Annotated in this window: 7 protein-coding genes; 6 read left to right on the top strand and 1 reads right to left on the bottom strand. The window is 35.6% G+C overall.

Going from position 1 to position 13,746, the window contains the following annotated elements; genetic code table 11:
* The first annotated feature begins 213 nt into the window (after positions 1-213).
* The 6 genes from BXU10_RS14720 (at position 214) to BXU10_RS14695 (ending at position 11,702) form a co-directional block, all read left to right on the top strand.
* Positions 214-2,646: a sugar-binding domain-containing protein gene (locus tag BXU10_RS14720; protein WP_078228841.1), complete on the top strand. Its 2,433-nt coding sequence runs from the start codon at positions 214-216 to the stop codon at positions 2,644-2,646.
* A complete protein-coding gene (locus tag BXU10_RS14715; protein ID WP_078228092.1) occupies positions 2,643-6,194 on the top strand; it encodes a family 78 glycoside hydrolase catalytic domain in 3,552 nt (1,183 codons plus the stop codon). The genes BXU10_RS14720 and BXU10_RS14715 overlap by 4 nt, the downstream gene beginning before the upstream one ends.
* A gap of 28 nt (positions 6,195-6,222) precedes the next feature.
* The gene (locus tag BXU10_RS14710; protein WP_078228091.1) at positions 6,223-8,229 is read left to right on the top strand and encodes a DUF2264 domain-containing protein; all 2,007 of its coding nucleotides are present in this window, start codon (positions 6,223-6,225) and stop codon (positions 8,227-8,229) included.
* 57 nt (positions 8,230-8,286) lie between these two features.
* Positions 8,287-9,291 (top strand): family 43 glycosylhydrolase, encoded by a 1,005-nt coding sequence (locus tag BXU10_RS14705; protein ID WP_078228090.1) that lies wholly within the window; start codon positions 8,287-8,289, stop codon positions 9,289-9,291.
* A 48-nt stretch (positions 9,292-9,339) separates the two neighbouring features.
* Positions 9,340-10,470 (top strand): DUF4861 family protein, encoded by a 1,131-nt coding sequence (locus tag BXU10_RS14700; protein WP_078228089.1) that lies wholly within the window; start codon positions 9,340-9,342, stop codon positions 10,468-10,470.
* A 182-nt stretch (positions 10,471-10,652) separates the two neighbouring features.
* Positions 10,653-11,702: a LacI family DNA-binding transcriptional regulator gene (locus BXU10_RS14695; RefSeq protein ID WP_078228088.1), complete on the top strand. Its 1,050-nt coding sequence runs from the start codon at positions 10,653-10,655 to the stop codon at positions 11,700-11,702.
* Between the two features lie 162 nt (positions 11,703-11,864).
* Here the strand turns inward: BXU10_RS14695 and BXU10_RS14690 are convergent, their stop codons facing one another.
* Positions 11,865-13,409 carry a hypothetical protein gene (locus tag BXU10_RS14690; protein ID WP_078228087.1) on the bottom strand — a complete coding sequence of 515 codons (1,545 nt, stop codon included), beginning with the start codon at positions 13,407-13,409 and terminating at the stop codon, positions 11,865-11,867.
* Between the last annotated feature and the right edge of the window lie 337 nt (positions 13,410-13,746).

The raw sequence follows: 13,746 nt of genomic DNA, 5'->3' as shown, positions 1-13,746 counted from the left end.
TGGTTATTACTCATTTGTTTTTGTATTGGCCGAAATTTGAACAAGAAAATGACTAAAATAGAATTTATGAAACGACAAAATATTTTTGCAACTGCAAAGGGTAATGATTTTAAAGTGTTGTTTTTACACTTTTTATTTAATAACTTGCTTTCCCAACCATAAATACAAGTGTTTATGGTTGGAGCTAGCGTATCTAATCAAAACCAAATCATAATGAATAAAACTAAAAGAGTAAGAAAGGCAATAATTTTAGTTTATTTACTTCTAATAAGCTGTATGACAGAAATTACAGCGCAAAATAATACGATACAGCGCAAACAATTATTTAATTCAGATTGGAAATTTGCGCTGGGAGATGCTTCTGAAAGCAGTCAGACAAATTTTAATGACAGCAGCTGGAGAAAATTAAGCCTCCCGCACGATTGGAGTATTGAAGGAAAATCAGAAAAAAACAATCCAAGCGAAGGTGACGGCGGTTTTTATCTAATGGGAAAAGCATGGTACAGAAAAACATTTCCAGTTCCTGCTGAATGGAAAGAAAAAAAGATTGCTATTTATTTTGAAGGAGTTTATATGAATGCAGAGGTAATTATAAATGGAAAATCAGTTGGTTTTCAACCCTACGGTTACACTTCTTTTGAATATGACCTTTCGCCTTATTTAAAGTTTGGACAAAAAAACACAATTGCGGTAAAGGTTGATAATTCCCAACAAAAAAACTGCAGATGGTACAGTGGTTCTGGGATTTATCGCAATGTGTGGCTGATGATACGAAACCCGGTTCATGTGAAAAACTGGGGTGTTGCGATTTCTACCTTAGAAGTCAAAAATAACAAGGCTACAGCTCAAGTTAAAACGATTTTAAAGAATGAAACTGCCAGTTCACTTAGCGTGCTGCTTTCGAATAGTGTGGCAGATGGAAAAGGAAAAGCTATTGCAAATACTGAAAACAAAATAGAACTACAGCCAAACGAGGAAAAAGAAGTGACTCAGATCGTAAAAGTAGAAAATCCAAAATTATGGTCAGTTGACGTACCAAATCTATATCAGATTAAAACAGTAATCAAAAAAGAATCAAAAACTCTTGATGTTGTTACCACCAATTTCGGAATGAGAACTATTGCTTTTAGTGCTGAAAACGGATTTTCATTAAACGGGAAAAAAATAAAGCTAAACGGAGGCTGCGTACATCATGACAATGGCGCACTCGGAGCAGCTGCCTATGACCGTGCGGAAGAAAGAAAAGTAGAATTACTCAAAGCCGCCGGATTTAATGCCGTCAGAACTTCGCACAATCCGCCTTCGGAGGCTTTCTTAAACGCTTGCGACCGAATAGGAATGCTTGTAATCGACGAAATTTTTGACGGATGGAAAGAGAAGAAAAATACCTATGATTATGCCGGTCTTTTTGATAAATGGTGGAAACATGATGTGGAATCAATGGTATTGAGAGACCGCAATCATCCTTCAATAATCATGTGGAGTACAGGCAATGAAATTATTGAAAGAACCAAACCGGAAGCTGTTGAAACTGCAAAAATGCTGGCAAATGCTGTCAAAAATCTAGATTACACACGTCCGGTAACATCAGCCATGACTACCTGGAATCAGGGTTGGGATATTTTTGATCCTTTGATGGCCGCTCACGATGTGGCAGGATACAATTATCAGTTGCATCATGCCGAAGAAGATCATAAAAGAGTGCCTTCGCGTATTATTGTACAAACCGAATCGTATCCTAAAGATGCTTTTGTAAACTGGGATTTGGTTCAGAAACACAATTATATCCTGGGTGATTTTGTATGGACAGCAATGGATTATATTGGAGAATCGGGTATTGGCCGATATGTGTATCCGGGAGAACCGGAAGGTGAGCACTGGACCGGAAATTTACATCCGTGGCATGGTGCTTATTGCGGAGATATTGATTTAATAGGCTGGCGAAAACCAATCTCGCATTACAGAAGCATGCTGTACAATGATAATGAAAAAATATACATGGCTGTTCGAGAGCCAAATCCGGAAAATGGAGCTATAAAATTGACTTCATGGGCAGTCTGGCCAACATGGGAAAGCTGGACCTGGCCTAATCACGAAGGAAAGAATATTGAGATTGAAGTCTATTCAAAATACCCGAAAGTAAGATTGTACCTGAATGGAAAAAGTCTTGGCGAAAAGGAAACAGGCAAAGCACAGGAATTCAAAGCAACTTTTACGATTCCGTATCAAAAAGGAGAACTAAAGGCTGTGGGTTTAGAAAACGGTAAAGAAGCTGAGTCTGTTACATTGAAAACAGCCACTCAGCCAACTACAATTACACTGATAGCTGACCGAAAAAACATAAAAGCTGATGGTCAGGATTTAGTGTATGTAAGTGTCGAAATCACAGATGAAAAAGGTATTTTAAATCCAAACGCAGAAAACCGGCTTACATTTACTGTTACAGGTGCCGGAGCTATTGCGGGAGTTGATAATGCCAATTTAAAAGATACTGATTTGTATTTCGGTAACATGCGTAAAGCATGGAATGGCCGTGCTTTGGTAATTATCAAAAACAATGGTGAATCAGGTATAATTAATCTTGAAGTTACTGCTCCGGGATTAAAGAAAAGTGTAATTAAAATACAAGCAGCAGGTAAAAGATGAATCAAATAAAAACACTATTTCTTTTTGTAACTATTTTTAGTTTGCCTTTATGCTCTCAGCAAAAAGAAAATAAATTACTTCAAATTAGCAATCTTAAGGTAGAAAATGCGGTAACTCCCATTGGTCTTGATGTATCTCAGCCAGTCTTTAGCTGGCAAATGAAACCCGTTGATAAAAACAGAAGCTATTATCAAACTGCCTGTCAAATTATTGTAAAAAATAATAAGGGTATTGAGGTTTGGAATACCGGTAAAATTAAAAGTGGAACATCCATTAATATAAAATACAAGGGGGTAGAATTGAAGCCTACAACTTTATATAACTGGACAGTAACTGTTTGGGATCAAAAAGGAAAAAAGTACTCCGTAAATTCGTGGTTTGAAACCGGTTTGATGAACCACAAAATGGTTACAAATACGGATTCAGATAAGGAGACAACTGCCTGGTCAGGAGCAAAATGGATTGGCGGCAGTTCTGATGATATGGTTTTGTATTCCCAATATCTTCCTGTTTTTTGTATCAATAGTACAATTCAGCTGGATGAAAAATCAAAATCAACAAAAGCATCGTTAGTTTATGGTGCGAATGATCAGCGTTTAATGGATAAAAATAAAAATCTATTTAAACTGGAAAATAAGAAAGGCGAAAGCTACATTCAGATCGAGTTAAATACAAAACCTTTGGATTCCGATGCACAGGCTCAGCTGCATATTTATCGGGTTGGCTATCATAGAAATGATAAAAAAGAAATCCCTTTTAAAAGTTTTTCTATTCCGAATACGCTAATGAATAAAAAAAACAAATACAATCCCCATACTATAATTGTAAAAAGCTGTTTAGGAGTTACTAAAATTTATATCGATGGAAATTCAAAAGAAAATCAGATAGCCGATGTTAATCTCAATCCATTAGGAGCAGGAGGCGATTTTATAGCTTTTCCTGTAGTAGGCGATATTGGTTTTTTAGTACCTAAGGGAGAAAAAGCTCAGTTCTCAAAACTTGAAATAAAAAATTACCGAAGCCCTTCGAATGTTAGTGCTGCTTCTGGTATCTTTTCGTCATTTAAAGAAGTAACGGTTGAAAATAATAGCTATGCTGTAACAGGAGGAAATAAAGAAACTCTAGTTTTAGCTGATCCAAGTCAGAATTCCATGCCTATGTTGCGTACCCTGTTTAAAATAGATTCTCCTAAAATAAGCAAAGCACGATTGTATGTTACAGCAAGAGGTATTTATGATGTGTATTTAAATGGGGGAAAAATTGGAGACGATTATTTTAATCCCGGACTCACACAGTACAATAAAACTCATTTGTACCAAACGTATGACGTTACGTCCAATATTCAGGAAGGAAATAATGTATTGGGAGCCATTCTTGGAGAAGGCTGGTGGAGTGGAGGCAGTACCTATGTTGGCGAAAACTGGAATTTTTTTGGTGATCGTCAATCGATGTTGGCAAAATTGGTAGTTACATATGCCGATGGAAGCGAAAAAATTTTCACAAGTAATCCTGAAACATGGACATATTTTAATGACGGACCAGTAAAATACAGCAGCTTTTTTCAGGGCGAAGTTTATGATGCACAAAAAGAAAAAGCAATTGAAGGCTGGAGTACAGCAAAATATGACGCTTCTCTTTGGCATCAGGCGTCAGCCATAGGAACTGATGGCTTTGTAAGTCTGGAAGGAACGGCCAATTTACCTAACTTTAATAATTTTGCTGATGCTCAATTGGTGGGGCAATTTGGAACTACGGTTAAACCAATAAATGAATTAACAGCTCAATCGGTTAAGGAAGTTCGTCCGGGTGTATTTGTTTACGATATGGGACAAAATATGGTAGGTGTTCCCAAAGTTCTCCTGAACAATACAGAAAAAGGAAAGAAAATCACTTTACGTTATGCCGAAGTTTTATATCCGGATTTACCAGAATATCAAGGTAACGAAGATTTACTGATGCTTGAAAATGTAAGGGCGGCTATGTCACAGGATATTTATACAGCCAAAGGAGGTAACGAAGTTATAACGCCTCGATTTACATTTCACGGATATCGTTACATAGAAATAACAGGAATAGAAAAACCGTTACCGTTAACCGATGTCAAAGGAACAGTATTGAGTTCGATACATGAATTGTCTTCGCATTATCAAACCTCAAATCCTTTGGTAAATAAGTTGTGGGAAAATATTACCTGGTCAATGAGAGGGAATTTTCTATCAATACCTACTGATTGTCCTCAGCGTAACGAACGTTTGGGGTGGAGTGGTGATATTTCCGTTTTTTCCAGAACCGCAGTTCACTTAGCAGATGTGAAACAATTTCTAAAAAGACATATGTTAGCCATGAGAGATATTCAGAGCGAAAATGGACGCTTTCCGGATGTAGCTCCAATAGGTGTAGGATTTGGTGAAACCTTATGGGGAAGTGCCGGAATTACTGTTGTCTGGGAAAACTACCTGCAATACGGTGACCTCAGTTTATTAGAAGAGCATTATGAGGCTATGAAAAACTACGCCAATTATCTGATTGATGATATTGATCCTAAAACAGGTGTTTTAAAAGAAAACGAAAGAGATACCTGGGGTTCATTAGGAGACTGGTTAAGTTTAGAAGATTCTAAAAATGAAAAAACACTATTTTGGGAAGCTTATTTTATTTATGATTTGGAAATCATGTCTAAAGTGGCGGCTCAATTAGATAAAAATAAAGATCAGGAACATTTTTCAGAATATTACAAGCAGAGAAAAGATTTTTTCAATAAAACTTATATTGATAAAGCTACGGGAAAAACTTCATTTAGGGGTAAAGTTATAGATACTCAAACTTCGTATGTGCTGCCTTTTGCCTTTAATGTTTTGGATAAAGAGAATTCAGATTTGGCTATCAAGCAGTTTACAGCTTCTATACAAAGAGAAAACAAAACAGATCAGGGTGTTGTTTGTCCGCCTTATTCCTTAATGACCGGATTTATTGGCACTGCATGGGTCAATAAAGCACTTTCAGATAATGGATATTCGAATATGGCCTATCAATTATTACAAAACAAATCTTATCCTTCGTGGTTGTATCCTGTCACCCAAGGAGCAACTACGATTTGGGAACGATTAAATTCGTATACGCATAAAGACGGATTTGGAGGGAATAACCGAATGAATTCTTTTAATCATTACGCCTTAGGAGCCGTAGGAGCGTGGATGTATAATTATTCGTTAGGAATTGTACGAGACGATAATGCACCGGGATTTAAACATTTTATTTTACAGCCGGAACCCGATACTACCAGACAAATGACTTTTGCAAATGGCTATTACGATTCGATGTACGGACGTATTGAAAGCAGCTGGGAAACGAAAAACGGTAAATATGAGTTCCGCTTTGTTGTGCCTGCAAATACAACTGCGACACTTTATTTACCCGCATTAAAAGAAAGCGACGTAACAATAAATGGTAAAAAGAGCGGAATCAAATTTTTGAATGTAAAAAATAATAAAGCTGTCTTTGAGATAGAATCAGGAGAATATAGTTTCGAAACAGTGACTAGGAATTAAACGAGCAAGATTGCAAAATCCTTAAAAGATGAATAAATTTAAAATATTGTTTTTAGCGATTATTTTTAGTATTTCTTTATTTGCACAGCAAAAAGAAAATACGGGTGCTGTATTTCAGATTAAAAACCCCGATTTTAATGTTAGTCCGCAAACCGGAATGACAAAACAACACTGGAAAGATGCAGCTTTTTATTTGCTGGAAGCAGCTTTCAGCTATATTCATAAACTGAACGATCCAATGCAATTTCCGAAGCAGGAAGGAAAAAGCTATCCGTCAAACCCCAATCAGGTTCCGACAGAAAAACTCGAAGGCCTTTGCAGAACCTTGTTTATTGCTTCACCTTTATTGAAAGAAAATCCCAATTTAGTAATCAATAATATAAAAGTTGCCGATTATTATCGCTATCAGATAGCCAAATTAGCTGATCCAAACAGTCCGACTTACATTGAACCGCGTGCTAAAAATGGCGGACCAAGTCAAAAGCTGGTTGAATTTGGCGCTTTGGCACTTTCTCTTCTGACCAACCCTGAAGTGTTATGGAAACCGCTTCCGCAAAATCAAAAAGACGATCTGGCCAAAATTATGATGAGTTACGGCGACGGTCCAACAGTAGATTCTAACTGGAAATTCTTCAACATTTTTGTACTGAGTTTTTTTAAGGAACAAGGCTATACTGTTAATGAAAAATTATTGGTTGAATATTTAGAAAAATCACTAAAACATTATCGGGGTAATGGGTGGTACAATGACAGTCCGGCATTTGATTATTACAGCATGTGGGCTTTTCAGATGTATGGAAATATCTGGTCGGAGTTTTTTGGAAAAAAATACTATCCTGAAATTGCTGCTAAGTTTATGTCAAATTTTAGTGATTTAAAACACAACTATCCTTATTTGTTTAGCAAAGACGGCGAAATGATTATGTGGGGAAGGAGCATCAGTTACAGAACCGGAGCTGTAGTACCTTTTCCACTGATGGGATTTCAAAATGATTCGAATACCAATTACGGATGGATGCGCAGAATTTCATCCGGTGTAATCAAACAATTTTTGACACATCCTGATTTTATGAAAGACAATGTGCCTACGCTTGGTTTTTATGGTGCATTCGAACCAGCCGTTCAAAATTACAGCTGCCGCGGTAGTGTGTACTGGATGGGAAAAATTTTTCTGGGTTTGCTGGTTCCCGATAATAATCCTTTTTGGACAGCCAAAGAAAACAATGGCGATTGGGATACTACATTCAAAAAAGATGAAGTTTACAATAAATATCAGGGAGATTCGCAAATCCTGATAACAGATTATCCTAATATTGGCGCGTCAGAAGTAAGAGCCTGGTGTCATGAAAAGGTAAAAGACGACTGGCAGAAATTCAGATCTACAGAAAACTACAACAGACTTTCTTACAACAGTGCTTTTCCGTGGCAGGCAGATGGTCAAAATGGTGAAGTGGCAATGAATTATGTCATTAAAAATAAAGATGATAAATGGGAAGCCTTTAGATTATTTACTTTCAAAAAATTTGAAAATGATATTTATTACCGAAATGTAGTTTTAGAAACCGATGAAAATATAAAATTCAGTTTGGCCGAGATTCCTTTACCTAACGGAATTTTAAGAGTAGATAGAAATGACAGTAACAAACCTGTATCAATGCGTTTGGGACATTATGCTTTGCCGAAATTAGATAAAGAAATAATTTCGACTAAAAAAAATATAGCAGGACATGAAGTTACGATTATCGACAACGGAAAATACCAGTTGGCTATGATTCCGCTTTTGGGTTGGGATAAAACTGAAGTCATAAAAGCAAAAGGATTGCATCCGGAAAGCAATGAAAGTTCGGTAATAAATGTTTCCAGCGATTCCAAAGCAAACAAAAAAGGCATTTCTGCAACGCTGATGCTTTGGAAGAAATCAGGCGAAAAGTGGAAGAAAGATGAGCTCGTTCCAGTAAAAATTTTACAACAAACAGATGGATCTGTAACTGTAGAATTTAATAAAGAGATTAAGAAAGTAATCAACTTTAACTAAAACAATATCAGACTTTAAACGAACACATTATATAACTCAAAAACAAATCAAATAAGCATGAAATTAATTAGAATTTTCGCTTTGGTAATAATGGCTGTAATCAATCCATTTCAGGGCAATTCACAATCCATTACATTTAATAATCCAATTGCAGAACAGCGCGCAGATCCGTGGGTGTATAAAACGGATGCCAGTGAATATTATTTAATTGCAACCGTGCCGGAATACGATCGAATTGTAATCCGAAAAGCAAATAGTATAAACGGTTTAAAAGAAGCAAAAGACAAAGAAGTCTGGCACAAACATGAAAAAGGCGTTATGGGCAGCCATATCTGGGCTCCTGAATTACACCGAATTGATGGAAAATGGTACATCTACTTTGCCGCAGGCGAATCTGAAAATATTTGGAACATAAGAATCTGGGTATTGTCTAATCCTTCTGCAAATCCAATGGAAGGCAAATGGACAGAAGAAGGACAGCTAAAAACGCAAAAAGAGTCATTTTCGCTTGATGCGACAACTTTTGTGCATAAAGGAAAAAGATATCTGATCTGGGCTCAAAATGTAAGAGGAGGAAATCACGGAACAGCTTTGGTTATGTCTGAAATGAAGAATCCAACAACGCTTACCGGCCCGGAAATTATTTTAACGGAACCTGAATTTAGCTGGGAAAGAGAAAAATACAACGTAAATGAAGGCCCCGCTGTAATTAAAAAGAACGGAAAAATATTTGTAACGTATTCAGCCAGTGCCACAAATCATAATTATTGCATGGGCTTGCTATGGATTGATGAAAATGTAAATTTACTGGATGCTTCTAATTGGCAAAAATCTCCCGGCCCGGTTTTTTATACGAATGAAGAACTAAAAAGATACGGTCCCGGCCACAATTCATTTACTGTCAGCGAAGACGGAAAATCTACCATCATGATTTATCATGCCAGAGATTACAAAGAAATTCAGGGACACGAATTATCCGATAAAAATCGTGCAACACGTGCAAGAGCTGTAGAATGGACAAAAAGCGGTTTTCCTGATTTTATGCAGAATAAAAATGATTAATTGCTGAAATTTATAATATTGGAAATCAAATAATTTAAAAGAATATTCATGAAATTTTTCAAACTTTTCCTTTGCCTGGTTTTTATCATGCCTGAAATTTTCTCGGCTCAGACAAAAGCAGCCATAATGATCGAAAACAATTCGGATTTAGATCGAATAGAAACTGTTGTTTCAATAGACTGGAAAGCCATTTTAGATCGTTATCCTAAAATTGACACTTCAAATTTTGTTGTAATGAATACCAAAACCAAGAAACAGGCTGCTTTTCAGTTAGAACATCGAAATTCTTCTGTTATTCAAAATTTACTGATTCAGGTTGATGTAAAAGCAAAATCAAAACTGGCTCTTTCAATTCAGGAGGGAAAACCTGAAAAATTTACCGTAAAAACATACGCGAGATATGTTCCCGAACGTAAGGATGATTTTGCATGGGAAAACGATCAGATTGCTTTTCGTACTTATGGAAAAGCCATCGAGGGATCAAAAGAAGATGCGTATGGTTTTGACGTCTGGGTAAAACGCACCAATAGAATGATTATTAATGAACGCTATAAATTATCGGATTATCATACCGATCATGGAGACGGAATGGATTATTATCATGTTGGATATTCATTAGGTGCAGGAAATATGGCACCTTATGTGAAAGATACGATTCGTTATTCGGCTAATTATCATCGTTGGAAAGTTTTAGACAACGGGCCATTGCGTTCTACTTTCCAATTAATTTATGATGAATGGAATGCTGGAGGGATAAAAGTCACTGCTGTAAAAACAATCTCACTGGATGCAGGTTCTCAGCTCAGCAAAATCGAAAACGTTTATACTTTTGACGGAAACAAACCTTTACCGGTTCTGGTAGGAATCATTAAAAGACCAGAAGCCGGAAATATTTCACTGAATGAACAACAAGGAATTATGGGCTATTGGGAACCCACTTCTGCAAAAGATGGTACGACGGGTGTTGGATCAATACTAACTACGCCTGTTACAAATATGTGGATAGATAAAATACAGTTACTGGCGAAAACAACCGTTAAAAATAATGAGCCCATTGTTTATTATACTGGTGCTGCCTGGGACAAGGCAGGAAAAATTACAGATGCAAAAAAATGGTTTGAATATCTCTCCACTTTTCATCAGGAAATAAAAAATCCTTTGATTGTAAGTCTAAAATGATTGAATATTAAAATTTCATTTAACAGTTAAAAAATGGAATCATTCTAGACTTATCAAAATATAAATAATAAAAAACATACAAAAAAAGTACGTTTTAATTAGAATAGAAAAAGAATTTTATGAAATTGATTATCATATTACTATAATTTCGCTATTAGGTACATTTAAGATATATTTGCAGCATGAGCACAAAGAGAATGACCATTTACGACCTGGCAAAAGAACTTGGACTTTCTGTATCCTATGTTTCCAAAGCCCTGAATAATAAACCGGGAGTAAGGGAAGAGGTACGGAAAGAAGTTTTAAAAAAAGCGACCGAACTTAATTTCAGACACAATACACAGGCTGCAAATCTAAGACGTGGCTCATCCAGAACACTTGGTGTAATCGTTCCTCAAATTAATCAAAGTTTTTTTTCAGATGCCATTTCAGGTATTGAAAAAGCATGTACAGAAAACAAACACAATTTGATTATTTGTCAGTCACATGAAAAATCTGATCTTGAAAAAACAGCAATCGAAACACTGATTCATCAGAATGTTGATTGTATTTTAATTTCCCTGTCAAAAGAAACACAGTCTGCCAAAGTTTTAGAACAGGTTTTAGAGCATAAAATCAACCTGATTCAATTTGACCGCTGCGATGAAAATTTTCTGGGTCACAAAGTTATAAATGATAATAAGCATGCAACTTATAAAGCTGCAAAAAGCATGATTGATGAAGGATATCAGCGCCTTGCTTTTATTGGAGGCCCTTTGCACATGGATTTGTTCGTTGATCGAAAAGAAGGTTTTATCCAAGCAATTAACGAAGCCGGAATGCATGTTCCGGATCATTTTATTGTAGACGATAATATAAGTAAAGAGAATGCATTTCAAACTGCTTTAAAACTCCTTGCTTTGCCTGAACCACCGGACGGATTTTTGGCAATATCAGATTTACAGGCTTTGGGAATTATGCTGGCTATAACGCAATCCGGACTTAGCATCCCACAGGATATTGGAGTTTTTGGGTACGCTAATGAACCTTTCACAGAAATCATAACACCTTCCATATCTACCGTAGATCAAAATAGTGAAAAGGTTGGATATCAGGCCGCAATGGTTTACTTTGACCATATTTTAAAAAATAAGGAAAGTGATGAAATCATAACTAAAATAATCGAATCTGATTTGATCATCAGGAGCAGTTCAAAAAGAAATAGTCATAATAATCAGCTGGGAATTCTATAATAAGGTATGATTCAAAAGTTCTCAGGTTGAGCGAAGTCAAAGTCTCTTCCATGTAAATTTCGACTTCGCTTAAGATACCATTGATTTCTCAAAGCATACAGATATTCAATCAATTTTATAGTTTTTTTACGTCAATTACATAAAAGGATTAAACAGGAAATTTTAATTGTCAGAGAAAGAACCTATTTGTTGCAAATGTCTTTCTGTTTGATACTTATTAAAGTTATCCCATTTTGGAGGAGAACTTGTTTTTTGCCCGTACATAGAATCCAGACAAATATTGTTGTCTTTGTATTTCTCATGTAAAACAGCCAGAATTTTAAAGAAAAATGCATCCAGCATGACAATGGCTTCAAATTCAGATTTTAGTGACATATAATTCGGATCTGATGGATTCAATAATTGCAATAAATCTAAAACCTCGTTCTTTTCAGCTCTATTAATTTCAGCTAAGTAGCCCATTTTTAAAGTTTTATAAACTAAATTGTTCCAGGCAGCACTGTCATGTCCCCATTGAACGTCGGGCAGATTTAAAGAATGCTCGCAAATTAGAATAATAGAAAAAAGAACATCATTTAGGTATTCTGCCGGAAACTCATCAAAACTTCTGAATTCAAAACCGCTTTGGTACATTTTTTCCTGATTAAAATCAAGACCCACCTCCGAAAGCATTTCATACTCCATATCGGCTTCAATTTGATCTCGCCACCAAATGTTTTCTTCTTTTTCAAATTTCAGCAGTTCTCTAAACTTATCTACATTATAAGTTAGAATTTTACCTTTTGGCATTGCCTTGTTATAAGTTCCAACGCCTATGTAACGTGACATGGCATTTCTCATAGATCCTAAAGTAAAGTTTTTATCCAGACTATATTTATCACTTATCACACCCATAATATCAGGACTCCCAAGGGTTGCTATAAAAAAAGGCTCAAACCATTGCAATAAATAAATGGCATTGGCGTGTGTTTTGTCAAATTCATTGTAGTCAACAATTCTGCTGTCTTCTGTTAATGAGGGTAAAGTAATATGAAAATGGTACGTTCCGTTATTAAACAAAACCAGATTTTCCTGATTGGTCATGAACATATTAAGACCATTGTTATAATCCGGAAAATTTAATTTCCCATTCAATACAGACGATTCATTTATTTTATCAAGGAATAACTTCTTAGTTGCTTTTAATTCTTTACAGGAATCATCAATAGTTCTGTTTTCAAAGTATTTGGTTACAAATTCGATAGAATCTCCATCGAAATGTACAGAACCCATTGTTTTATTTCTTTGGGTAATCATACTTTGAATATTGTACGGTTGATTTTCGAGAAAAAGTTCCATAATGGATTTCCCAAGATATTCCGGATTTTCAAGTGACTGTGTGTTTGATTCAGCCGTTTCTCCCGTGTTAACTGAAGGTTTTACAGCAGATAATGTTTTGTGCTGGTAGTTGACATCCAGTTTTTCCAGCGAATGACTATTTAGCATTCGGCTCACCTTATAATTTTCATTCAATCCAAAGGCTTTTTTCAAAATAGGAGCGAGGCTCTCCGGTTTGTAGCATTTTCTGTAATCGATACTGTATTTCTCAAAACCAATTTTTTCTTGTATAAATTCACCAGAAACTATTAGGGACTCCTCAAATTGCATGTAGGTTTCGTTTTCTAATCCTATTCCCCAATAATATTTTTTTGTCTGATTGTCTTTCATTTATACTTTTTATTGTTTTAAGGTTAATTATAATTTTATAAAGTCATTATTTTTATTTGGACATACAAACCTGACTCTGTTCAAAATTAGAGGCGAAAAATCTTTTAACGGACAAAGCATCATTTTGCATCCATTAAAAAATTTATTTTACTTTTAAATTTTAGGAATGTATTTTAATCTCAGAAATTTTGCACTTGTATCGATCGAAAGATTGATAAAAATAAAGCTCTATAATGGGGTTATAAAATTCTATTTGGCAATTAATTGCTTTTATATCAATGATTTATGATGATGAATAGCCTGATTATTACATTTTGCTATTCCTGTATTTTCCAGA

This window comes from Flavobacterium sp. LM4 (assembly GCF_002017935.1).
Taxonomy (GTDB): Bacteria; Bacteroidota; Bacteroidia; order Flavobacteriales; family Flavobacteriaceae; genus Flavobacterium; species Flavobacterium chungangense.
Note: the sequence above shows the minus strand (reverse complement) of the source record. Positions and strands in the feature narration are given on the sequence as shown.

Excerpts from the sequence above, each read along its gene's own strand:
- BXU10_RS14720 (WP_078228841.1), top strand. The coding sequence starts at position 214 with ATGAATAAAACTAAAAGAGTAAGAAAGGCAATAATTTTAGTTTATTTA.
- BXU10_RS14715 (WP_078228092.1), top strand. The coding sequence starts at position 2,643 with ATGAATCAAATAAAAACACTATTTCTTTTTGTAACTATTTTTAGTTTG.
- BXU10_RS14710 (WP_078228091.1), top strand. The coding sequence starts at position 6,223 with ATGAATAAATTTAAAATATTGTTTTTAGCGATTATTTTTAGTATTTCT.
- BXU10_RS14705 (WP_078228090.1), top strand. The coding sequence starts at position 8,287 with ATGAAATTAATTAGAATTTTCGCTTTGGTAATAATGGCTGTAATCAAT.
- BXU10_RS14700 (WP_078228089.1), top strand. The coding sequence starts at position 9,340 with ATGAAATTTTTCAAACTTTTCCTTTGCCTGGTTTTTATCATGCCTGAA.
- BXU10_RS14695 (WP_078228088.1), top strand. The coding sequence starts at position 10,653 with ATGAGCACAAAGAGAATGACCATTTACGACCTGGCAAAAGAACTTGGA.
- BXU10_RS14690 (WP_078228087.1), bottom strand. The coding sequence starts at position 13,409 with ATGAAAGACAATCAGACAAAAAAATATTATTGGGGAATAGGATTAGAA.